This window comes from Mesorhizobium sp. FG116 (assembly GCF_057809835.1).
On the sequence record NZ_JBMDKS010000015.1, the window covers coordinates 48557 to 70419 of the forward strand.

The following is a 21863-nucleotide window of genomic DNA, read 5'->3' on the forward strand; positions in this document are numbered from 1 at the left end:
TTGCGACTGGATTTAGATGAAGCTGAAAAATCTAACCGGCATACTGCCTGTCGAAGGGGCGCTTGCCTCCGACACGGAGATTACCGGGATTTCGTCGGACTCGCGACAAATCCAGCCCGGCATGCTGTTCTTTGCCCTGTCCGGTACAAAGGCCGACGGTGCGACTTATGCCTCGGACGCAGCCAAGCGAGGCGCGGTTGCGATTGTAACCGGCAAAGGCAGCGCGCTTTCCGACCTCTCAATTCCCGTGGTGGCCGTTGACGATCCGCGTTTGGCGCTGGCGCTGTCGGCGGCGAATTTCTTCGGCAAGCAGCCGGCAACGATGGTCGCGGTTACGGGTACGAGCGGAAAGACATCCGTTGCCGCCTTCACACGCCAGATCTGGGAACATGCCGGGTTTGCGGCCGCATCCATCGGCACCACCGGCGTGGTTGCGCCGGGCCGCAACGAATATGGCTCGCTGACGACCCCTGATCCGGTAGCGCTGCACCTGCTGCTTAAGGAACTGGCCGATGCGGGTGTCACGCACGCCTCGATGGAGGCGTCCAGCCACGGCCTTGACCAGCGCCGCCTCGACGGCGTGCGGCTCTCCGCCGGCGGGTTCACCAATCTTGGCCGCGACCACATGGATTATCACCCAACGGTCGAGGACTATCACCGGGCCAAGCTGCGCCTGTTCGATACGCTCCTGCCGAAAGGCGCGCCGGCGGTCATCTTTGCCGACGATCCGTGGTCCGAGCCTACGATCAAGGCAGCGCAAGCGGCCAAGCTCGATGTGCGGACCGTCGGACGCCACGGCTCGTTCCTGAAGCTGAAGCGCGTGGAACACGAACGGCACCGTCAGCGGGCGGAGGTCGAGGCCGACGGCACCCTCTACGAGATCGACCTGCCACTGGCCGGCGATTTCCAGATTTCAAACGCGCTTGTTTCCGCCGGTCTTGCCATATCGACAGGAACTCCGGTCGCCAAGGCGATGATGGCGCTGGAAAAACTGCAAGGTGCGCCCGGCCGTCTCGACCTTGTCGGCACGACGAGGGAAGGCGCGCCGGTCTATGTCGACTATGCGCACAAGCCGGATGCGCTGGAGAATGTGCTGACATCGGTGCGACCGTTCACGACAGGCCGCGTCGTGGTCGTGTTCGGTTGCGGCGGCGACCGCGACCGCGGCAAGCGCCCGATCATGGGCGAGATCGCCACGCGGTTGGCCGATGTCACCATCGTGACGGACGACAATCCGCGTTCGGAAATGCCGGCCGATATTCGCGCGGCGATCATGGCTGCTGCGCCCGGCGCGGTCGAGATCGGCGACCGCCGCAGGGCGATCCATGAAGCGGTCCAGATGCTCCACGCCGGCGATACCTTGATCGTGGCCGGCAAGGGTCACGAGGAAGGCCAGACGATCGGGGCGGAAACCTTTCCGTTTTCCGACCACGAGGAAGTGCGTGCGGCGCTGAAGGATCGCGCGGCATGAGTTTCCTGTGGACCTCGGATGCGCTTGTCGCGGCAATGGGTGGACGACCACTCGGCTCGATGCCGGAAGGCATTTCAGGCATTTCCATCGACACGCGCAGCCTGCAGCCGGGCGATGCCTTTTTCGCCATCAAGGGCGAGGCGATGGATGGCCACGACTTCGCGACCGCAGCCGTAAAGGCGGGTGCCGCCGTGCTCATCATCGCCGAAGGCAAGCTGCCGGCGCTGGGACGGCTGACCGCGCCGATGATCGTCGTGCCCGACGTGCTTGTTGCGCTGGAAAAGCTCGGCATTGCCGCGCGGGAAAGGTCGAAGGGCAAGATCATCGCCGTTACCGGTTCGGCGGGGAAGACGACGACCAAGGAGGCGCTTCGGCGCGTGCTTGGCTCGGTCGGCTCTGTCCATGCGTCGGACAAGTCGTTCAACAATCACTGGGGCGTGCCGCTCACTTTGGCACGACTTCCCGAACATACGCAATATGCGGTGTTCGAGATCGGCATGAACCATCCCGGCGAAATCCGCCCGCTGGTCAAGATGGTCAGGCCGCATGTCGCCATCATCACTCTGATTGCAGCAGCGCATCTCGGCTTCTTCAAGAATTTGGACGAGATCGCCAAGGCCAAGGCCGAGATATTCGAAGGCATCGAACCCGAAGGCGCGGCATTGCTCAACCGCGACGACCCGCGCGCCAACATGCTGAACAAACTGGCGCGGGCGGCCGGTGTGCAGCGCGTCTACGGTTTCGGCGAAAATGCGCGCTCCACCTATCGCCTGATCGATTGCGTGCAGCACGCCGACCATTCGACGGTGACGGCCAAGATCGCCGGCAAGGAAATGGTGCTGCGCATCGGCGCGCCCGGCCGCCACATGGTGCAGAACGCGCTTGCCGTGCTGGGCGCTGCCCATCTCGCGGGCGCAGATGTCGCCAAGGCGGCATTGGCGCTCAGCGACCTTTCGGCCGAGCAGGGCCGTGGCAAGCGGCATTTGCTGCACCATCCGAAAGGCCCGTTCACGCTTATCGACGAAAGCTACAACGCCAATCCGGCTTCGATGAAGGCAGCGATGGAGCTGCTCAACACAACGCCGGTTTCCGGCGATGGCCGGCGTGTTGCCGTGCTTGGCGACATGCTCGAACTCGGCGACCATTCGGCCAAGCTGCACGCAGCCCTGAGCGAACTCATTGTCGGCACCGAGACGTCTACGGTGCTGCTTGGCGGGCCGCAGATGCAGCATCTTGCCGAGGCGCTTCCCGCCGATATCCAGATTGCCTATCGCGACGGAGTTGAAGATTTGAGGCCGGTTCTGATCGATATGATCAAGCCGGGGGACGTGGTGATGATCAAGTCGTCGAAGGGGATCGGCTTTTCCAAGCTGGTCGATGCCTTGCTCAAGAAATTTCCGGCCGAAACTGAATATTCAAGACAGACCTGACAGGTCTGGGGGACGAACAAAGCATGCTGACGCTGCTCGTTGAATTTGCAGACCGGTTCACGGCCTTCAACGTTTTTCGCTATATCACGTTCAGGACCGGCGGTTCGCTGATCACGGCGGCGCTGATCGTGTTCATCTTCGGACCGACCATCATCAATTCGCTGCGCATCCGGCAAGGCAAGGGCCAGCCGATCCGCGCCGACGGTCCGCAGACGCACTTCAAGAAAGCCGGCACGCCCACGATGGGCGGTCTGATGATCCTGACCGGCATCGTCATATCCTCGCTTCTGTGGGCAAATCTCACCAGCGTCTATGTCTGGGTGGTGCTGTTCGTGACGCTGGGCTTCGGCGCCATCGGCTTCTACGATGACTACCTCAAGGTCACGAAGCAGTCGCATCTCGGCTTTTCCGGCAAGGCGCGGCTCGCCTTCGAATTCCTGATCGCGGGCATCGCGGCATGGATCATCATGCGCAACGGGCAGGCCCCGTTCTCGTCGTCGCTGACCTTCCCGTTCGCCAAGGAATTCCTGCTCAATCTCGGCTGGTTCTTCATTCCGTTCGCCGCCTTCGTCGTCGTTGGCGCGGGCAATGCGGTCAACCTGACCGACGGGCTCGATGGCCTCGCCATCGTGCCGATCATGATCGCGGCGGCGTCCTTCGGCGTCATCGCCTATCTCTCGGGCAACGCGGTGTTTGCGGAATATCTGCAAATCCATTTCGTGCCGGGAACCGGTGAACTGGCGGTGATCCTCGGCGCGGTCATCGGCGCTGGCCTCGGCTTCCTGTGGTTCAATGCGCCTCCGGCGGCGATCTTCATGGGCGATACCGGCTCGCTGGCATTGGGCGGACTGATCGGCACCATTGCAGTCGCCACCAAGCACGAGATCGTGCTGGCCATCGTCGGCGGCCTGTTCGTGGTCGAGATCCTCTCGGTCATCATCCAGGTCGGCTATTTCAAGATGACCGGCAAGCGCGTCTTCCTGATGGCCCCGATCCATCACCATTTCGAAAAGCTCGGATGGACCGAGAGCCAGGTCGTGATCCGCTTCTGGATCATAGCCGTGATCCTGGCGCTCATCGGCCTTTCCACTCTCAAGCTCCGGTAGCAGCAACTTGATCCCAGCATCGGTATTTTCAGGCAAGCGGGTTTCCCTTTTCGGGCTTGGCGGTTCGGGAACCGCGACGGCGCGCGCGCTGATGGCGGGCGGGGCGGATGTGCTTGCGTGGGACGACAACCCGCAAAGCGTCGCAAAAGCCGAGGCGGAAGGCATTCCGACCGGCGACCTGCGCGGGGCCGATTGGGCAACCTTTTCCTCGTTCGTGCTGTCGCCCGGCGTGCCGTTGACCCACCCCAAGCCGCACTGGACGGTGGAGTTGGCGCGGGGCGCGGGCGTCGAAGTGATTGGTGACGTCGAACTTTTCGCGCGGGAGCGCATTGCGCGTGCGCCGGATGCACCCTTCATTGCGATCACCGGCACCAATGGCAAATCGACGACGACGGCCCTTACCGCCCATATCCTGAAGTCTGCGGGCCGCGACGCACAGATGGGCGGAAACATCGGCCGGGCGGTGATGACGCTCGATCCGCTCGCCGCCGAGCGGCACTATGTCGTCGAGTGCTCGTCCTACCAGATCGACCTCGCGCCTTCGATCAATCCGACCGCCGGTGTGCTGCTCAACCTGACGCCGGATCACCTCGACCGCCACGGCACGATGCAGCATTACGCTTCGATCAAGGAGCGCCTCGTTGCCGGCAGCGATACGGCCATCATTGGCGTCGACGATAGCTGGTGCGCGCAGATTGCGGACCGGCTCGAGCGCGCCGGCAAAACCGTCGTCCGTATTTCCAAGCGCCTGCCTTTGACCGACGGCTATTTTGCCGACGGCACCAACCTGATGGAGGCTGTCAACGGCCGCTACAGCCGCATCGGTTTTCTGGAAGGCATTGGTTCGCTGCGTGGCCAGCACAATGCGCAGAACGCGCTGGCTGCCGTTGCGGCCTGCCTGAAGGTCGGCCTCGAGCTTGGCGAAATCCAGACCGGCCTCGAAAGTTTTCCGGGTCTTGAGCATCGCATGGAGCAGGTCGGCCGCAAGGGTCACGTGCTGTTCGTGAACGATTCCAAGGCGACCAATGCGGATGCAGCGGCACCGGCATTGTCCAGCTTCCCACGCATCTACTGGATTGCCGGAGGACTTCCGAAGGAAGGCGGCATCGAACCACTGCGCGGTCTGTTTTCGCGTATCGCCAAGGCGTATCTCATCGGCGAGGCCGCGCCTGCCTTTTCGGCGACGCTTGGCGAAACCGTGCCTTATGAAATTTCCGGCACGCTTGCAGCGGCAATCGAACACGCGGCGCATGATGCCGAGCAAGACAACAGCGGCGAGGCCGTGGTGCTGTTGTCGCCGGCCTGCGCGAGCTTTGACCAGTTCAAGAATTTCGAGGTGCGGGGCGAAGCCTTCAGGCAAGCTGCGCATGCCATAAAGGGTGTAACGCCCATTGGAGGGGCACGCTGATGCAGAGCCGTCTCGACACTAGCCCGGTTTCCAACTGGTGGTGGACGATCGACCGCTGGTTCCTTGCTGCCTTCCTGTCGCTGATGGGGCTGGGCATCATCCTGTCCTTTGCGGCGAGTCCTGCTGTCGCGGAACGCATCGGGCTTGATTCATTCCACTTCGCCACAAGGCAGATCATCTTCACGATCCCTGCGCTCGGCGTCATGCTTGCCGTGTCCTTCCTCAATGCGCGGCAGATCAGGCGATTGGCAGTCATCATGCTTTGCCTGATGCTGGTTCTGATGGTCGTGGTTCTCTACATCGGCGTCGAGGTGAAGGGCGCGCGGCGCTGGGTGTCACTGGCGGGGCTGTCGATCCAGCCTTCGGAATTCCTCAAGCCTGCCTTCGTGGTCATCTGCGCGTGGCTTTTTGCCGAACACAAGCGCCAACCGGATATTCCGGGCAACCTGTTTGCGATGATCTTGCTCGGGCTGGTGCTGGCGCTTCTGGTGGCGCAGCCTGACCTCGGTCAGACCATGCTGGTGACCGGCACCTGGGGCGTCATGTTCTTCATGGCCGGATTGCCGTGGATCTGGATCATCGCTCTCGGCGTGATCGGCGTCAGCGGCATGTTCGCGGCCTACGAGGTGTTTCCCCACGTCGCCGGGCGTATCGACCGCTTCCTGACCGGAGAGGGCGACACGTTCCAGGTCGACATGGGCCACGAGGCGCTGGTGAATGGCGGCTGGCTCGGGCTTGGGCCGGGCGAAGGCACGATCAAGCGCCTCATTCCCGACAGTCACGCCGACTTTGTCTTTGCCGTTGCGGGCGAGGAATTCGGCCTCATCATGTGCTTCGGCATCATGCTGATCTTTGCCTTCATCGTGCTGCGGGGCCTAAGCACCGCGCTGAAAGAGCATGACGACTTCACCCGCTATGCCATCGGCGGGCTGGTCACGGTTTTCGGGCTGCAATCGGTCATCAACATGGGCGTCAACCTGCAATTGATGCCGGCCAAGGGCATGACGCTGCCGTTCATTTCCTATGGCGGCTCGTCGCAGATCGCCATCGCCCTTTCGATGGGCATGGTGCTTGCCTTGACTCGCCGCAAACCGGAAAAGCGCAAACAGGCCGAGTACGGCTTTCTGCAGCGGGCCATGCCGGCAGAGTAAATGGCAAAGGGCGTTATTCTACTTGCTGCGGGCGGCACCGGCGGTCATCTTTTCCCTGCCGAGGCACTGGCTCACGAATTGAAGGAGCGGGGCTGGACGATCCATCTCGCAACCGACGATCGAGCAGAACGGTTCGCAGGCCATTTCCCCGCTGAGACCATTCACCAGATCCGTTCGGCAACGGTAGGTTCAAAGAACCCGCTCGCCTTGCTGGCTACGTTCTGGAAGCTGTGGGGCGGCGTGCGCCAGGCTTCGGCGATCATCAGGCGGATCAAGCCGGCAGTGGTGGTCGGGTTCGGCGGCTATCCGACATTGCCGCCGCTCTATGCAGCGACACGCCGTGGTGTGGCGACGATGATCCACGAGCAGAATGCGGTCATGGGCCGTGCCAATCGGGCGTTGTCGAGACGAGTGACGGCGATTGCCGGCGGCTTCCTGCCGGAAGATACCAGCGCCGCCGGTGCAAAGACGGTCACGACCGGAAATCCGGTGCGGCCACAGGTGATCGCTGCTTCTTCAACGCCATACTCGGTCTCGCGATCCGGTGACGCATTCCGCCTTCTGGTGTTCGGCGGAAGCCAGGGCGCGCAGTTCTTTTCCGACGCGATTCCCTCCGCCGTCGCGCAACTGACCAAGGACCAACTGGCGAGGCTTTCCGTCGTGCAGCAGGCTCGCGCGGAGGATGTGGCGCGCGTCAAGGCGGCTTACGAGAAGATCGGGGTGAAGGCGGAGGTCTCGCCCTTCTTCACCGACATGGCGGCGCGCATGGCCGCCTGCCATCTGGTGATTTCGCGCTCCGGCGCTTCGACCGTTTCCGAAATCGCGGTGATCGGCCGGCCTGCCTTGCTTGTTCCTTATCCGCACGCGCTTGACCATGACCAGGCTGCGAATGCAGCGGCACTTGCTGCTGCCGGCGGTGCCGAAGTTCACGCGCAATCGACGCTTTCAGTTGAGAAGATTGCCGGGCTGATCGGCGGTCTGATGAACGACCCCGACAGGCTCGCTTCAATGGCCGCTGCGGGAAAGACTGCCGGCAAACCAGATGCCACGAGGTTGCTCGCCGACCTGACAGAGGCTATTGCGTCCGGCAAATCAGTCGAACAATTCAGGAAGGAACTGCACGCATGAAGATGCCGCAATCCATCGGCCTCGTGCATTTCATCGGCATCGGCGGCATCGGCATGAGCGGCATCGCCGAAGTGCTGCACAACCTTGGCTACAAGGTGCAAGGCTCTGACCAGGCGGACAGCGCCAACGTCCAGCGTCTGCGCGAAAAGGGCATAGAGTGTTTCGTCGGCCACCGGGCCGAAAACCTCGGCGACGCCGAAGTGGTCGTGGTCTCGACTGCGATCAAGAAATCCAACCCGGAACTGAAGGCTGCGCGCGAAAGGCTTTTGCCCGTGGTGCGCCGCGCCGAGATGCTGGCCGAGTTGATGCGCTTTCGCCAGGCCGTGGCCATCGGCGGCACGCATGGCAAGACGACCACGACGTCGATGGTGGCCACGCTGCTCGAAGCCGGCGGGCTCGACCCGACCGTCATCAATGGCGGCATCATCAACGCCTACGGCACCAACGCCCGCATGGGCGATGGCGAGTGGATGGTGGTGGAGGCCGACGAGAGCGACGGCACGTTCCTGAAACTGCCGGCAGAAATTGCCGTCGTTACCAACATCGACCCCGAGCACCTCGATCACTATGGCAGCTTTGACCGTGTGCGGGAGGCGTTCCGGCAATTTGTGGAGAACGTGCCGTTCTACGGCTTCGGCGTCATGTGCATCGACCACCCGGAAGTGCAGGCGCTGGTCAGCCGCATCGAGGACCGGCGCGTCATCACCTATGGCGAGAACGCGCAGGCCGACGTGCGCTTCAGCAACCACCGCATGCACGGAGCCATTTCCGAATTCGATGTCATCATCCGCAACCGCAAGACTGGCGCGGACATTGCCATTTCCGGCCTGAGGCTGCCGATGCCGGGTCGCCACAACGTTTCCAACGCCACGGCTGCCATCGCCGTTGCGCATGAGCTTGGCCTGTCGCCCGAGGCGATCAGGAAGGGCCTGTCGTCGTTCGGCGGCGTGAAGCGGCGCTTTACCCACACCGGCTCATGGGACGGGGTCGAGATATTCGATGACTACGGCCACCATCCGGTCGAGATCAAGGCAGTGCTGCGGGCGGCGCGCGATTCGACCAAGGGCCGCATCATCGCGATTGCGCAGCCGCATCGCTTCACCCGCCTGCACGACCTCTTCGATGAGTTCTCGGTCTGCTTCAACGATGCCGATACGGTCATGGTCGCACCCGTCTATGCGGCGGGCGAGGAGCCGATAGAAGGTGTGAGCAGCGACACACTGGTTGCGCGCATGCGTGCCGGCGGGCACCGCGACGCCCGCTATATCGAAGGCCCGTCCGCTATCGCGCCACTTGTGCGCGACCTTGCAAAGCCCGGCGATTTCGTTGTTTTCCTTGGTGCTGGTAACATCACCCAGTGGGCCTATGCATTGCCCAAGGAACTTGGCGAGGCGAAGATTTGAGCCGTGACGAAGCACTGATAGAAAAGCTTGGTGGCGAACTCGCCGGTTTGCGCGGGCGCATCACGCCGAATGCCGAGATGGACAAGATCACCTGGTTCAGGGCAGGCGGCCTTGCCGATGCGCTGTTCCAGCCCGCCGACGAGGACGACCTGGCCGCTTTTCTTAAAGCAGTGCCTGAAGACGTGCCGCTGACCATTGTCGGCGTCGGCTCGAACCTTCTGGTTCGCGACGGCGGCATCGGCGGATTTGTCGTTCGCCTTTCCGCGAAAGGTTTTGGAGAGGCGGAGGCGATCTCGCGCACCCGGATCAGGGCAGGGGCAGCGGTGCCGGACAAGCGCGTTGCGGCAGTGGCGCTCGAAGCCGGCATCGGCGGCTTCCATTTCTATCACGGCATACCGGGTGCAATCGGCGGTGCGCTTCGGATGAACGCCGGCGCCAATGGCGTCGAGACGCGCGAGCGCGTGGTCGAAGTGACGGCGCTCGATCGCAAGGGCAACCGCCACACGCTTTCAAATGCCGACATGGGCTATGCCTACCGGCATTCGTCCGCACCTGCGGATTTCATCTTCACGTCGGCGCTGTTCGAGGGCTATCCGGAAGACAAGGCGGTTATCAAGGCCTCCATGGATGCGGTCCAGCATCACCGTGAGACGGTGCAGCCCATTCGCGAAAAGACCGGTGGTTCGACGTTCAAGAATCCCGAAGGCACCTCGGCCTGGAAGGAAATCGACAACGCAGGCTGCCGTGGGCTGATGATCGGCGGCGCGCAGATGTCGCCCATGCACTGCAACTTCATGATCAATACCGGTTCGGCTACCGGATACGATCTTGAATATCTTGGCGAGACCGTGCGCGCCCGCGTGCTCGAACATTCCGGCATCCGCCTCCATTGGGAGATCAAGCGGATCGGAAATTTCCGGGCCGGACATACGGTCCAGGAGTTCCTCGGACAGTTGCTCTGAAGACTCACTTCCGCAGTTTTTTCGCTGTTTTCGCAGAAAGTGAATCTCTCGGAATCTTAAGCACTTGTCACGGAATCAACTCTCTGATTCTCTGCTTCCGAAGCGTTTCCTGATTTGAGTCGTTTAGCGCGTTGTTTTTCTGGTGGGGCAGCCCGCCGGGCGCTGGGCTTTTGTTTCAGGAAGCAGAGTTGCTGGCCCGCCAAGGGGATGACGGGGAATGAAGAACAAGCACGTGGCTGTCTTGATGGGTGGGTTCTCGTCTGAGCGGCCTGTGTCCTTGTTTTCCGGTAAGGCCTGCGCGGATGCGCTTGAGGCTGAAGGCTATCGTGTCACCCGTCTGGATGTTGATCGCAACGTTGGCGCCGCGCTTGCCGATCTCAAGCCGGATGTCGCCTTCAATGCCCTGCATGGCCCCTTTGGTGAAGACGGTACGATCCAGGGGATTCTGGAATACCTCGCGATCCCGTACACGCATTCAGGCGTGCTTTCTTCGGCGCTCGCCATGAACAAGGGGCAGGCCAAGAAGGTCGCCAAGGCTGCCGGCTTGCCGGTGGCGGAATCGAAGATCGTCAGCCGGTTCTCGATTGTCGACAAGCATCCGATGCAGCCGCCCTATGTGGTCAAGCCGGTCAATGAGGGGTCGAGCTTCGGCGTGGTCATCGTCAAGGAAGGGCAGTCCCATCCGCCGCAGGTGATTTCCTCGCCTGACTGGAAGTATGGCGATGTCGTCATGGTTGAGCGCTACGTCCACGGGCGCGAACTGACATGCGCCGTGATGGGCGACGTTGCGCTCGGCGTAACCGAGATCATCCCGACCGGGCATGCCTTCTACGATTACGATTCAAAATACGTGGTCGGCGGATCAAAACACGAATGCCCTGCAAAAATTTCACCGAATATTTACCAAAAAATACTGACACTGTCGCTTAAGGCTCACCAAGCGATCGGTTGCCGGGGCGTATCCCGGTCGGACTTCCGTTACGACGACCGTCACTCCGAAAACGGCGAGGTTGTCTGGCTTGAGGTCAATACCCAGCCGGGCATGACGCCGACGTCTTTGGTGCCTGAAATCGCCGCACATGCGGGACATTCGTTCGGCGATTTGTTGAGTTGGATGGTGGAGGACGCTTCGTGTCTGCGTTGAGGTGGGGACAAAGTGGCGGAAGGGGTGCCCCGAGCGCCGCGCTGGCTGATGTCTTTGCGCCGCTTGGCCGTTTCGTTCCGCGTCGCTGGCTGCGTCGGCCGCTGCGCATGGTTTCGAGGCTGGGTGAGGGGGCGTACAAGGCTCCGCCCTACGCTGCGACGATCCTCTCGGCTGTGCTGCTCTCATCGAGTGCGACCTATGGCGCCTATCTCGGCGGTCACCTCGACAGCTTTGTGCAAAGCGTTACGGCGCGGACCGGCTTTGCGGTCGACCAGATCAAGGTGGTGGGCAACCAGCACACATCCGAGATCGATATTCTCGACAAGCTCGAGCTGAATGGCTGGACCTCGCTGATCGGGCTTGATGTCGAGGCCGCGCGCGAAAGGGTGGCTTCGCTGCCGTGGGTCGAGGTTGCGACCGTCCGCAAGGTCTATCCGCACACGCTTGAGATTCGCATCGACGAGCGGCAGGCTTTCGCGCTTTGGCAGCAGGGGGCGACGCTCGACGTGATTGAGCGCTCGGGCCGTATCATTGCGCCGTTTACTGGTGGGAATCTCGCGAAGCTGCCGCTGATCGTGGGCAGCGGTGCGCCCGACCATGCTCCCGACCTGATGGCTCAGGTGCAGCAATTTCCGACGCTTGCCGCGCAGGTCAAGGGCTATATCCGCGTCGGCGACCGGCGCTGGAACATCAGGCTTGCAAACGGCATCACCGTGAAGCTGCCGGAGCATGATGTTGGCCAGGCTCTTGCCGATGTTGTGCGGATGGACCGTGAAAATGGTCTGTTTGGCCGTGATGTCGTCGCTGTCGATTTGAGAATTCCCGATCGCGTTGCCGTCGAACTGTCGCCGGACGCATCGGCGGCGCGCATGGCCGCGTTGAAGGAAAAGCCTAAAGGCCTTGGCGAGCCGGAGAAGAAAATATGAGCTGGCTTGGCGGGCACGGCGATTCATCATCGCGCCGATCTGGCATCCTCACGGTGCTTGATGTCGGTTCAAGCAAGGTTTGCTGCGTCGTTGCCAAGCTGAAGCCCAACGAAGACGGCAAGCTGCTGCGTGGCCGCTCGCACCGCGTCCAGGTCATCGGCATAGGCCACCAGAAATCGCAGGGCGTGAAGTCCGGCGTGGTCGTCGATCTCGACCGTGCCGAACATGCCATTCGCCTTGCCGTCGACTCCGCCGAACGGATGGCGGGCCTTACGGTCGATTCGCTGATCGTCAACATGACGGCTGGCCGCCTCAAGAGCGAAACCTTTTCCGCGACCATCAATCTGGGTGGGCATGAAGTTGACGAAGGCGACATCAAGCGGGTTCTTCTGGCCGGCGCGCGGCAAGCGCTGAAGTCCGAGCGCGAGGTGATCCATTCACTGCCGGTCGGCTTCGCGCTGGATGCCGAGCACGGTGTTCGCGATCCGCGCGGCATGGTCGGCGATACGCTTGGCGTCGACATGCATGTGTTGACCGGCGATGCCGCGCCTCTGAAAAACCTCGAGCTCAGCATCAATCGTTCGCACCTTTCGGTCGAGCGCCTCGTCGCCACGCCATATGCAAGCGGCTTGGCGGCGCTTGTCGATGACGAACTCGAAATGGGCGCTGCCTGCATCGACATGGGCGGCGGAACGACCACCATCTCGATTTTCTCGGAAGGCTCCTTCGCGCACGGAGATGCCATTCCTGTTGGTGGCAACCACGTTACGCTGGACCTTGCCAAAGGCCTTTCGACCACGATCGAGGCGGCTGAGCGCCTGAAGGTGATGCACGGCTCTGCGTTGCCGGGAAGTGCCGACGACCGCGATCTCGTCACCATCCATCCGATCGGCGATGACCACGAGGCTCCCCAGCAGGTGCCCCGCTCGGTCATGACGCGCATCATCCGCGCCCGTGTCGATGAGACGCTGGAATTGCTGCGCGACCGAATCAACAAATCAGGCTACGGCAGTGCAGTTGGAAAGCGGATCGTTCTGACGGGTGGAGCGAGCCAGCTTGCCGGATTGCCGGAAGCTGCGCGGCGTATCCTTGGAAGGAATGTGCGGATAGGGCGGCCGCTGGGTGTTGCCGGCCTTCCCGAAGCTGCAAAGGGACCAGCGTTTTCGACCGTGGTCGGACTTTTGATCTACCCACAGGTCGCAAGCTTCGAGAGTGCTTCAGCAAGTAGAGTGTCTGGTCTGAAGATGACCGGAACCGATGGACGATTGCATCGCATGAGTCAGTGGTTGAGGGACAGTTTCTAGAGTTGACGGGGACAGCCCCATAGGCGGCCGCTACGGCGAGGCGGCGGGAAAAGGCAAAGGACGAGGACAATGGCAATCAATCTGCAAAAGCCGGACATTACAGAACTCAAGCCGCGAATCACCGTATTCGGCGTTGGCGGCGGCGGCGGCAACGCGGTCAACAACATGATCACGGCCGGCCTGCGTGGCGTCGAGTTCGTAGTTGCGAACACGGATGCACAAGCGCTGACCATGTCCAAGGCTGAACGGCTCGTTCAGCTCGGCGCGCATGTGACCGAAGGCCTTGGTGCCGGCTCCCAGCCCGAAGTCGGTCGCGCAGCGGCTGAAGAATGCATCGACGAGATCAACGATCATCTGTCGAACACGCATATGTGCTTCGTCACCGCCGGCATGGGCGGCGGCACCGGAACCGGCGCTGCGCCAGTGGTTGCCCGCGCTGCCCGTGAAAAGGGCATCCTGACCGTCGGCGTCGTCACCAAGCCGTTCCATTTCGAAGGCCAGCGCCGCATGAAGACGGCTGATCTGGGTATCGAGGAACTGCAGAAGTGCGTCGATACGCTGATCGTGATCCCGAATCAGAACCTGTTCCGCCTGGCCAATGACAAGACGACCTTTGCCGACGCTTTCGCCATGGCCGACCAGGTACTCTATTCGGGCGTTGCCTGCATCACCGACCTGATGGTCAAGGAAGGCCTGATCAACCTCGACTTCGCCGACGTTCGCTCGGTGATGCGCGAAATGGGCAAGGCGATGATGGGCACCGGCGAGGCATCGGGCGACGGTCGCGCAATGGCCGCAGCCGAAGCCGCCATTGCCAACCCGTTGCTCGACGAAACCTCGATGAAGGGAGCCAAGGGCCTGCTGATCTCCATCACGGGCGGTCGCGACCTTACCCTGTTCGAGGTCGACGAAGCCGCAACCCGCATTCGCGAGGAAGTCGACCAGGACGCCAACATCATTCTTGGCGCTACCTTCGACGAGGAACTGGAAGGCGTCATCCGCGTGTCGGTCGTCGCCACCGGCATCGACAAGTCGGCGGCCGATATCGCGGCCGCACCGATTGCGCTCCGCTCGGTTCCGCCTAAGCCTCAGCCGCGTCCGGCTGCTGCTGCTGCGGAAGCGCGTCCGGTTCCGGCGCAGCCCGCTGTCCAGCAGGAACAGCGCGCGCATGACCCGATCGCCGAGGCCATCCAGATGGCCGAGCAGAATGCGGCTGCGATGGCGCACCGGCCGGCTCCGTCTGCTCATGCCGAGGACTTCCGTCCTCAGAGCAAGCTGTTCCAGGCACCTCCGGCACAGACGCATGTTCAGCATGTAGCACCTCAGGCCGTGCAGCCGGCTCCGCAGCCGCGTGAAATGCCGCAGCCGATGGCCGCAGCACCGCAGCGTATGCCCCGCGTCGAGGATTTTCCTCCGGTCGTGAAGGCGGAAGTGGAAGCCAAGTCGCATCCGGTCGATCATGAAGATCGCGGCCCGATGGGCCTGCTGAAGCGCCTGACCAATGGCTTGACCCGCCGCGAAGAGGAGCCGGCGCGCTTGCAGCCGGCCCAGCCGCGCGAGCCTAAGCTGCGCCAGGCCGCCCCGGAAGTTCGTCGCATGCCGAGCCAGGACCCGCAGCTCTACGCGCCGCGTCGTGGCCAGCTTGACGATCAGGGCCGCCTTGCATCGCCATCGCGCAGCGCTCACGAGGAAGACCAGTTGGAAATTCCGGCCTTCCTTCGGCGTCAGGCGAACTGACCGTTAACCGGTTGCAACACTTACCGACAGGCAGGCGTGAAAACGCCTGCCTGTTTCTATATAACGCCTTTAAATCAAGAGGTTGCAGTTCCTGCCGCGAGGAATGAGCCATTACACGAGGTAAGAAAGCGTGATTTGGACTCTGTCAGGCGCATTATTATCTTCACGCGGCAATAATTGATTGTGGGTTGGGATGGGGCCTGCGGTCATTGATATGTACAAAGCCGGTTGGACCGATAAAGCTGGCAATGTGGGCTTGGGCACACGGGGTTCGTTTTGAACGACTATCAAACGACAGTTAAAGCGCGCGTGACGCTGGCCGGAACGGGCGTGCACAGCGGCAAGCCGGTTTCCGTAAGCTTCGTGCCTGCGGATGCAGACACGGGCATCGTGTTTCATTTTGTCGGCGCGGCTGCATCGGACAAGGAAGTCCGTGCATTGGTGTCGGAAGTCGGCGCAACAGACCTTTGCACTTTGCTGGGAGATCCTGCCGGACAGCATGTGGCCACGGTGGAACACCTTATGGCCGCGCTCCTCGGCGTTGGCATCGACAATCTCGTCATAGAAATCGACGGAAACGAGATTCCGATCCTTGACGGCAGTTCGGCGATGTTTGTCGATGCGATCGATCAGGTCGGTATCGAAACATTGTCGGTGAAGCGTCGCTTCATTCGCATCGTCAAGCCGATTCGCATTGAAAGTGGCGCTTCGTGGGCGGAGTTCCGGCCCTATGCCGGCACGCGTTTTGAAGTCGAAATCGATTTCGAAAGCCCGGCCATCGGCCGGCAGCAATTCGCCTCCGATCTGAATGCCGATGTTTTCCGCCGCGATATTGCGCGCGCCCGGACATTCGGTTTCATGAAGGACGTCGAGCGGCTTTGGGCAGCGGGCTACGCGCTCGGCTCGTCGCTGGAGAATTCGGTGGTGATCGGCGACGACAATCGTATCATCAACATGGGCGGGCTCCGCTACCCTAACGAGTTCGTTCGCCACAAGACCCTTGATGCGATGGGCGATCTGGCGCTTGCCGGCGCGCGTTTCATCGGTTGCTTCCGCTCCTATCGCGGCGGCCATCGCTTGAACGCGGCGGCGCTTCGCAGGCTTTTGTCCGACTGCACCGCCTTCGAGATCGTTGAAACGACGCGGCCCGAGCGTGGACGCAGCGCCGAAATGCGGGCCGTTCGCTCGCCCGTCTATGCGCCTTGGGTAGTCTGACCTTAGACCGCTGCCACAAAAATGTGCGATTGCCGGATGATAGCGTTGCCGCGCGATGCTGTTATGGTCTATGGCTGCTCGCTGATGACTGAAATGGTGCCGAAAGGGCCGACTCCAATCATGTTGTTCAAACGGGCTGATCGATCGATGGCACCCGCGAAACGTATTCTCCTGGCCCTGTCGGTTGCAACGGCGCCCTTGCTGCTGTCCGGTTGCATGTCGTCCGAAAAGGACATCGACCTCTCGACCTATGTCGACCAGACCGAGCCTGCCGATGTGCTCTACAATCAGGGCCTCGCCAACCTCAATGCCGGACGCCTCGCCGAGGCAAGCAAGAAGTTTGCGGCCGTCGACCGGCAACACCCGTATTCCGAGTTTGCCCGCAAATCGATGGTGATGGGCGCTTTCGCCAACTATCGCCAGGGCAACTACGAAGAAGCGATCGGGTCGGCCAAGCGCTACCTGACATTGTATCCTTCGACCGATGACGCCGACTATGCGATGTACATCATCGGCCTCTGCTATTTCCGCCAGATCAGGGACGTGACCCAGGATCAGAAGGAAGCGCGCCAGACCGTACAGACCATGCAAGAAGTGGTCACGCGTTGGCCCGACTCGGAATATGTCGAGGACGCGAAGGCGAAAATCCGCTTCGCCAACGATCAGCTCGCCGGCAAGGAAATGCAGATCGGCCGTTACTATCTCGAGCGGCGTGAATATCTGGCGGCGATCAAGCGATTCCGCAGCGTCGTCGAAACCTATTCCAACACCCGCCACATCGAGGAAGCGCTGGCACGCTTGGTCGAAGCCTACTACGCGATGGGCCTGACCGACGAGGCGCAGACCGCCGCTGCCGTGCTCGGCCAGAACTACCCGGACAGCCAGTGGTACAAGGATTCCTACAAGCTGCTGCAGGGCGGTGGTCTCGCGCCGCGTGAAAATGCCGGCTCGTGGATTTCCAAGGCCGGAAAGCTCATCACCGGCTGAAGGTCCTGATGCTCGCCAGACTGTCGATCCGCGATATCGTTCTGATCGAGAAGCTGGACATAGACTTTTCGCCGGGGCTCTCCGTGCTGACCGGCGAAACGGGTGCTGGTAAGTCCATCCTGCTCGATGCTTTGTCGCTCGCCCTTGGCGCGCGAGGCGACGCCTCGCTGGTTCGCCACGGCGCGACGCAGGGCCAGGTGACCGCCGTCTTCGACGTGCCGCGCAACCATCCAGCCAGACTTGTTCTTTCCGAAAATGCGATCGAGGACGATGGCGACATCATTCTTCGCCGCTTGCAAACGGCTGATGGGCGCACGCGCGTCTTCGTCAACGACCAGCCGGCCAGCGTCACCTTGATGCGCGACATCGGCCGCGCGCTTGTGGAAATCCACGGGCAGCACGACGACCGCGCTCTGGTGGATGCCGGCGCGCATCGGGAACTGCTGGACGCATTCGGCGGCCATGCAGGCGCTGTTCGCGAGACCGCCGAGGCATGGCGCACCTGGCGCGCGGCGGAGCAGGAGCTTGCGCGCCATCGCGCCAAGGTCGAGGCTGCGGCGCGGGAAGCTGATTTTCTCCGGGCATCGGTGGCGGAGTTGGTCAAGCTCGACCCGCAACCGGGCGAGGAAGGCGACCTTGCGGAACTTCGTGCCGCCATGATGCGGGCCGAGAAGGTCGCTTCTGAAATCCACGATGCACAGGATGTTCTGTCCGGTCCGTCTTCGCCCTTGCCGCAGCTGGCAAGCCTGCTGAGGCGGCTGCAGCGCAAGGCAGGCGAAGCGCCCGGCCTGCTGGACGATGTCGTGAAATCGCTGGATGAGGCGATGCTTTCGCTCGATGCCGCGCAGTCGGGTGTCGAAGCAGCCCTTCGTGCGACCGAATATGATCCGCAAAAGCTCGAAAAGGCCGAAGAGCGGCTGTTTGCGCTGAGGGCCGTTGCGCGCAAGCACAATGTCGCCGTGGATGACCTTGCACGTTTGCGCGACACCATGTCGGCCGACCTTGCCGACCTCGACGCCGGCGAGGATCGCTTGCATGGGCTGGAAAAGCAGAGCGTGGCGACGCGTGCGCTCTATGACGAGACGGCGGCGCATCTTTCGGAACTTCGCCATGCGGCGGCGACCGGCCTGCTCAAGGCGGTGATGGCGGAGCTTCCCGCGCTCAAGCTGGAGCGCGCGGAGTTCCTCGTGGAGATGTCGAGCGAGGCCGACAACCGCATGGAAGAGGGCATCGACCAGATCGAGTTCTGGGTGCGCACCAATCCGGGCACGCGCCCCGGCCCGATGATGAAGGTCGCTTCCGGCGGCGAGTTGTCCAGGTTCCTGCTGGCGCTCAAGGTTGCGCTGGCCGACCGCGGCTCGGCGCCGACGCTTGTGTTCGACGAAATCGATACCGGCGTGGGCGGCGCGGTGGCCGATGCCATCGGGCAGCGGCTAGCACGCCTTTCCAAGCGCGTGCAGGTGTTGTCGGTCACCCATGCGCCGCAAGTCGCGGCGCGCGCATCGACGCATTTCCTGATCTCGAAGTCGGGCGGCAGCGACCGGGTCGCGACCGGCATTGCCGAGATGGATACGGATGCCCGTCAGGAAGAAATCGCCCGCATGCTTGCCGGCGCGACCATCACCGATGAAGCGCGCGCAGCGGCGGAAAGGCTGCTGCGGGAAAACACGGCGGCAGCTTCCTGAACAGTTGGCGAGCTGCCAAATTGAGTCAGGATAAGCGTCTATGTGGCTGTTTCCTTGCAGCTTCCTGCGCTACAAATCCCCCATCGCTTGATCCGTCCTTTTGTTGCACCGTTCGCGTGGGAGAGGCGCCATGTCTGGAAAACCTGTCGATGCCTTGACCGAGGGCGAAGCTGCGGACGAGTTGGAGCGTCTGGCTGGCGAAATTGCCGTGCATGACCGGCGCTATCATGCCGAGGATGCGCCGACGATTTCCGACGCGGAATATGATGAGCTGAGGCGTCGCAACCTCGCCATCGAGGAACGCTTTCCTGAGCTGGTCCGTGAGGATTCGCCGTCCAAGACCGTGGGTGCGCCGCCGGCGGAAGGCTTTGCCAAGGTGCGCCACGCCGTGCCGATGCTCAGCCTCGCCAAGGCCTATACAGATCAGGACGTGGTCGATTTCATCGAGCGCGGCCGGCGGTTCTTCGAGCGGGACAAGGACCTCGACATTGCTTTCACGGCTGAGCCGAAGATCGACGGGCTGTCGGCATCGTTGCGCTACGAGAACGGCGTTTTCGTGCAAGGCGCAACGCGTGGCGATGGCGCGGTCGGCGAAGACATCACCGCCAATCTCAAGACGATTGCCGACATACCGACGCGGCTTGCCGGTTCGGGTTGGCCGGAGGTCATCGAGATCCGCGGCGAGGTTTACATGACCTATGCCGAGTTCCAAGCGTTGAAGGAGCGTTCGGCAGCCAGCGGCGGTCAGGACTATGTCAATCCGCGCAACACGGCGGCGGGTTCGCTGCGCCAGAAAGACCCTTCGGTTACCGCCAGCCGGAACCTGAAGTTCTTCGCCTATGCCTGGGGCTATACGACCGAAGATCCGGCACCGACGCAGTACGATGCGGTGCAGAAGTTCGCCGACTGGGGGTTCAAGATCAGTCCGCTGATGGTGCGGGCAAGGTCGGTCGAGGACCTTATCGCGCAATACAAGCTGATCGAGGCGCAGCGCTCGTCGCTCGGCTATGACATTGACGGGGTCGTCTACAAGGTGGACCAGCTCGAATTGCAGCGCCGCTGGGGCTTTGTCACTGGCGAACCGCGCTGGGCGGTTGCCCATAAGTTCCCGGCAGAGCAGGCGACGACGACGGTGCGCAGGATCGACATCCAGGTTGGCCGCACCGGCACGCTTGCGCCTGTGGCGCGGCTTGCGCCGGTCACCGTTGGCGGCGTGGTCGTCGAGAACGTCACGCTGCACAACGAGGACTATATCAAGGGCTTCGACAGTTTTGGCCTGCCGATTCGCGAAGGCAACGACATCCGCATCGGTGATACGGTTGTGATCCAGCGGGCAGGGGACGTCATTCCGCAGATCGTCAGCGTGGTCATCGACAAGCGGCCTGCCGATGCCGAGCCTTATCAATTCCCCCATACCTGCCCGGTCTGCGGGTCGCCCGCCACGCGTGAAATCAATGAGAAAACCGGCAAGGAAGATTCGCGCCGGCGCTGCACGGGCGAGCTGATCTGCGCGGCACAGGCCGTGGAGGCGCTGCGCCATTTCGTGTCGCGCGGAGCCATGGACATCGAGGGCCTCGGTGCCGAGAACATCGACATTTTCTTCAATGCCGGATTGATCAAGACCGCTGCCGATATTTTCACGCTGAAGGACCGACGACCCGATGTGCAACGGGCGCTGGCCGAGCGTCGCGAGGAGCAGGCAAAGCTGCGCGAGGCGGCTTCGGGCAAGACGCGCAAGAATGTCCGCAGCGTCGAGGATCGCAATTATGAAGGCCTCGACAAGCTGTTTGCCGCAATCGACGCGCGCCGCGAGCCGGAACTCGACCGCTTCATTTTTGCGCTTGGCATCCGCCATGTCGGAGAGACGACCGCGGCACTTCTGGCAAAGACGTTCTCGACCATCGAGGAACTGATCCGCATCGGCAAGGAGACTGCTGCCGCCGCCGATCCGCATACGGTGTTCCCCTCCATCAACGGCATCGGCGATACGGTCATCGGGGCGTTGCGCGATTTCTTCGCCAATGAGCGAAACGACGATGTGCTGGACGCGCTGCTCACCCAAGTCCACCCCAAGCCTTATGTCGTCACCGTTTCTGCCGACAGCGTCGTGGCCGGCAAGACGGTCGTGTTTACCGGTTCGCTCGAGAAAATGTCCCGCTCGGAAGCCAAGGCGATGGCCGAACGGCTTGGCGCCAAGGTGGCCGGGTCAGTGTCCGCCAAGACCGATCTGGTCGTTGCCGGGCCGGGTGCCGGTTCGAAGCTGAAGCTTGCAAGCGAACTCGGCATCGAAGTGATCGACGAGGACGAGTGGTTCGTGCGCGTGGGCAAGGGGTAGGGTTCTGGTCGGCCAAGTGCCTGCGGCGGTGAACAGTTTCGCGCTCTCCACTGCCGCAACCATTTGATTGCGCTTGCATTTCGAAGAAATTTCACGCTGGCTTGTCCACGCCTCCAAAACCTCATTCATACTCCGTCGCAGTTTCTCTCTTGGGAAAGCGGTGTCGCGACGGCGCAATCGTGGGAGAGGAACCGGCGCCTCGGAGGCGGGCTAACGTGGCTCGCGCCGGGGAGGTTTGGTCTGCCCCCCACGAAGGGACCGGTTGTGTCCTGTGCAGCGTTGAAAGGGGACGCGCTAGGCTCGCCGAGCGTTGCCCTCACCTTAGCAGCGGCATCTTTTCGGAGAGCCTGTGAGGGGACCCGGCTTGTCGATGAAAGCGGGCGGATTTGAAATCTTAAAACGCCGGACGGGCGGCCGCGAGGTCGCACCATCCAACTAAAACGAGCGCCCTTGCGGCCGCCCGTCTTCCCG

16 protein-coding genes are annotated in these 21863 nt (G+C 62.2%); all 16 read left to right on the forward strand.

Annotation, left to right across the window (positions count from 1 at the left end):
* The first annotated feature begins 16 nt into the window (after window positions 1–16).
* The 16 genes from ACODTY_RS13415 to ligA all read left to right on the forward strand — a co-directional run bounded on the left by ACODTY_RS13415 (window position 17) and on the right by ligA (window position 21392).
* Window positions 17–1471: a UDP-N-acetylmuramoyl-L-alanyl-D-glutamate--2,6-diaminopimelate ligase gene (locus tag ACODTY_RS13415; RefSeq protein WP_488994750.1), complete on the forward strand. Its 1455-nt coding sequence runs from the start codon at window positions 17–19 to the stop codon at window positions 1469–1471.
* Window positions 1468–2901 (forward strand): UDP-N-acetylmuramoylalanyl-D-glutamyl-2,6-diaminopimelate--D-alanyl-D-alanine ligase, encoded by a 1434-nt coding sequence (locus ACODTY_RS13420; protein ID WP_488994751.1) that lies wholly within the window; start codon window positions 1468–1470, stop codon window positions 2899–2901. The genes ACODTY_RS13415 and ACODTY_RS13420 overlap by 4 nt, the downstream gene beginning before the upstream one ends.
* A gap of 23 nt (window positions 2902–2924) precedes the next feature.
* Window positions 2925–4007: a phospho-N-acetylmuramoyl-pentapeptide-transferase gene (mraY, locus tag ACODTY_RS13425; RefSeq protein WP_488994752.1), complete on the forward strand. Its 1083-nt coding sequence runs from the start codon at window positions 2925–2927 to the stop codon at window positions 4005–4007.
* A 7-nt stretch (window positions 4008–4014) separates the two neighbouring features.
* Complete coding sequence (gene murD, locus ACODTY_RS13430; RefSeq protein WP_488994753.1) at window positions 4015–5415, forward strand: UDP-N-acetylmuramoyl-L-alanine--D-glutamate ligase; 1401 nt, start codon at window positions 4015–4017, stop codon at window positions 5413–5415.
* Window positions 5415–6566 carry a putative lipid II flippase FtsW gene (ftsW, locus tag ACODTY_RS13435; protein WP_488994754.1) on the forward strand — a complete coding sequence of 384 codons (1152 nt, stop codon included), beginning with the start codon at window positions 5415–5417 and terminating at the stop codon, window positions 6564–6566. The genes murD and ftsW overlap by 1 nt, the downstream gene beginning before the upstream one ends.
* Entirely contained in the window at window positions 6567–7694 is a 1128-nt protein-coding gene (gene murG / locus ACODTY_RS13440) for an undecaprenyldiphospho-muramoylpentapeptide beta-N-acetylglucosaminyltransferase (RefSeq protein WP_488994755.1), read from the forward strand. It abuts the gene before it with no gap.
* Entirely contained in the window at window positions 7691–9097 is a 1407-nt protein-coding gene (murC, locus tag ACODTY_RS13445; protein WP_488994756.1) for a UDP-N-acetylmuramate--L-alanine ligase, read from the forward strand. The genes murG and murC overlap by 4 nt, the downstream gene beginning before the upstream one ends.
* Entirely contained in the window at window positions 9094–10059 is a 966-nt protein-coding gene (gene murB / locus ACODTY_RS13450) for a UDP-N-acetylmuramate dehydrogenase (RefSeq protein ID WP_488994757.1), read from the forward strand. The genes murC and murB overlap by 4 nt, the downstream gene beginning before the upstream one ends.
* Before the next feature lie 217 nt (window positions 10060–10276).
* Window positions 10277–11203, forward strand: coding sequence for a D-alanine--D-alanine ligase (locus tag ACODTY_RS13455; protein ID WP_488994758.1), 927 nt, complete (start codon window positions 10277–10279; stop codon window positions 11201–11203).
* Window positions 11191–12129 carry a cell division protein FtsQ/DivIB gene (locus ACODTY_RS13460; protein ID WP_488994759.1) on the forward strand — a complete coding sequence of 313 codons (939 nt, stop codon included), beginning with the start codon at window positions 11191–11193 and terminating at the stop codon, window positions 12127–12129. Before ACODTY_RS13455 ends, ACODTY_RS13460 begins: the two co-directional genes overlap by 13 nt.
* On the forward strand, window positions 12126–13433 hold the full coding sequence (ftsA, locus tag ACODTY_RS13465; protein WP_488994760.1) for a cell division protein FtsA: 1308 nt from the start codon (window positions 12126–12128) through the stop codon (window positions 13431–13433). The genes ACODTY_RS13460 and ftsA overlap by 4 nt, the downstream gene beginning before the upstream one ends.
* 69 nt (window positions 13434–13502) lie before the next feature.
* A complete protein-coding gene (ftsZ, locus tag ACODTY_RS13470; RefSeq protein WP_488994761.1) occupies window positions 13503–15170 on the forward strand; it encodes a cell division protein FtsZ in 1668 nt (555 codons plus the stop codon).
* A 276-nt stretch (window positions 15171–15446) separates the two neighbouring features.
* On the forward strand, window positions 15447–16385 hold the full coding sequence (gene lpxC, locus ACODTY_RS13475) for a UDP-3-O-acyl-N-acetylglucosamine deacetylase (RefSeq protein WP_488994762.1): 939 nt from the start codon (window positions 15447–15449) through the stop codon (window positions 16383–16385).
* Window positions 16386–16505: 120 nt separating this feature from the next.
* A complete protein-coding gene (locus ACODTY_RS13480) occupies window positions 16506–17372 on the forward strand; it encodes an outer membrane protein assembly factor BamD (RefSeq protein ID WP_488994810.1) in 867 nt (288 codons plus the stop codon).
* Window positions 17373–17380: 8 nt separating this feature from the next.
* Window positions 17381–19057, forward strand: coding sequence for a DNA repair protein RecN (gene recN / locus ACODTY_RS13485; RefSeq protein WP_488994763.1), 1677 nt, complete (start codon window positions 17381–17383; stop codon window positions 19055–19057).
* A gap of 130 nt (window positions 19058–19187) precedes the next feature.
* Complete coding sequence (gene ligA / locus ACODTY_RS13490; RefSeq protein WP_488994764.1) at window positions 19188–21392, forward strand: NAD-dependent DNA ligase LigA; 2205 nt, start codon at window positions 19188–19190, stop codon at window positions 21390–21392.
* Window positions 21393–21863 lie beyond the last annotated feature (471 nt).

What these genes read in the sequence shown, in the direction of transcription:
- ACODTY_RS13415 (WP_488994750.1), top strand. Translation starts at nt 17, where the DNA reads ATGAAGCTGAAAAATCTAACCGGCATACTGCCTGTCGAAGGGGCGCTT.
- ACODTY_RS13420 (WP_488994751.1), top strand. Translation starts at nt 1,468, where the DNA reads ATGAGTTTCCTGTGGACCTCGGATGCGCTTGTCGCGGCAATGGGTGGA.
- mraY (WP_488994752.1), top strand. Translation starts at nt 2,925, where the DNA reads ATGCTGACGCTGCTCGTTGAATTTGCAGACCGGTTCACGGCCTTCAAC.
- ftsW (WP_488994754.1), top strand. Translation starts at nt 5,415, where the DNA reads ATGCAGAGCCGTCTCGACACTAGCCCGGTTTCCAACTGGTGGTGGACG.
- murG (WP_488994755.1), top strand. Translation starts at nt 6,567, where the DNA reads ATGGCAAAGGGCGTTATTCTACTTGCTGCGGGCGGCACCGGCGGTCAT.
- murC (WP_488994756.1), top strand. Translation starts at nt 7,691, where the DNA reads ATGAAGATGCCGCAATCCATCGGCCTCGTGCATTTCATCGGCATCGGC.
- ACODTY_RS13455 (WP_488994758.1), top strand. Translation starts at nt 10,277, where the DNA reads ATGAAGAACAAGCACGTGGCTGTCTTGATGGGTGGGTTCTCGTCTGAG.
- ftsA (WP_488994760.1), top strand. Translation starts at nt 12,126, where the DNA reads ATGAGCTGGCTTGGCGGGCACGGCGATTCATCATCGCGCCGATCTGGC.
- ftsZ (WP_488994761.1), top strand. Translation starts at nt 13,503, where the DNA reads ATGGCAATCAATCTGCAAAAGCCGGACATTACAGAACTCAAGCCGCGA.
- ACODTY_RS13480 (WP_488994810.1), top strand. Translation starts at nt 16,506, where the DNA reads ATGTTGTTCAAACGGGCTGATCGATCGATGGCACCCGCGAAACGTATT.
- recN (WP_488994763.1), top strand. Translation starts at nt 17,381, where the DNA reads ATGCTCGCCAGACTGTCGATCCGCGATATCGTTCTGATCGAGAAGCTG.
- ligA (WP_488994764.1), top strand. Translation starts at nt 19,188, where the DNA reads ATGTCTGGAAAACCTGTCGATGCCTTGACCGAGGGCGAAGCTGCGGAC.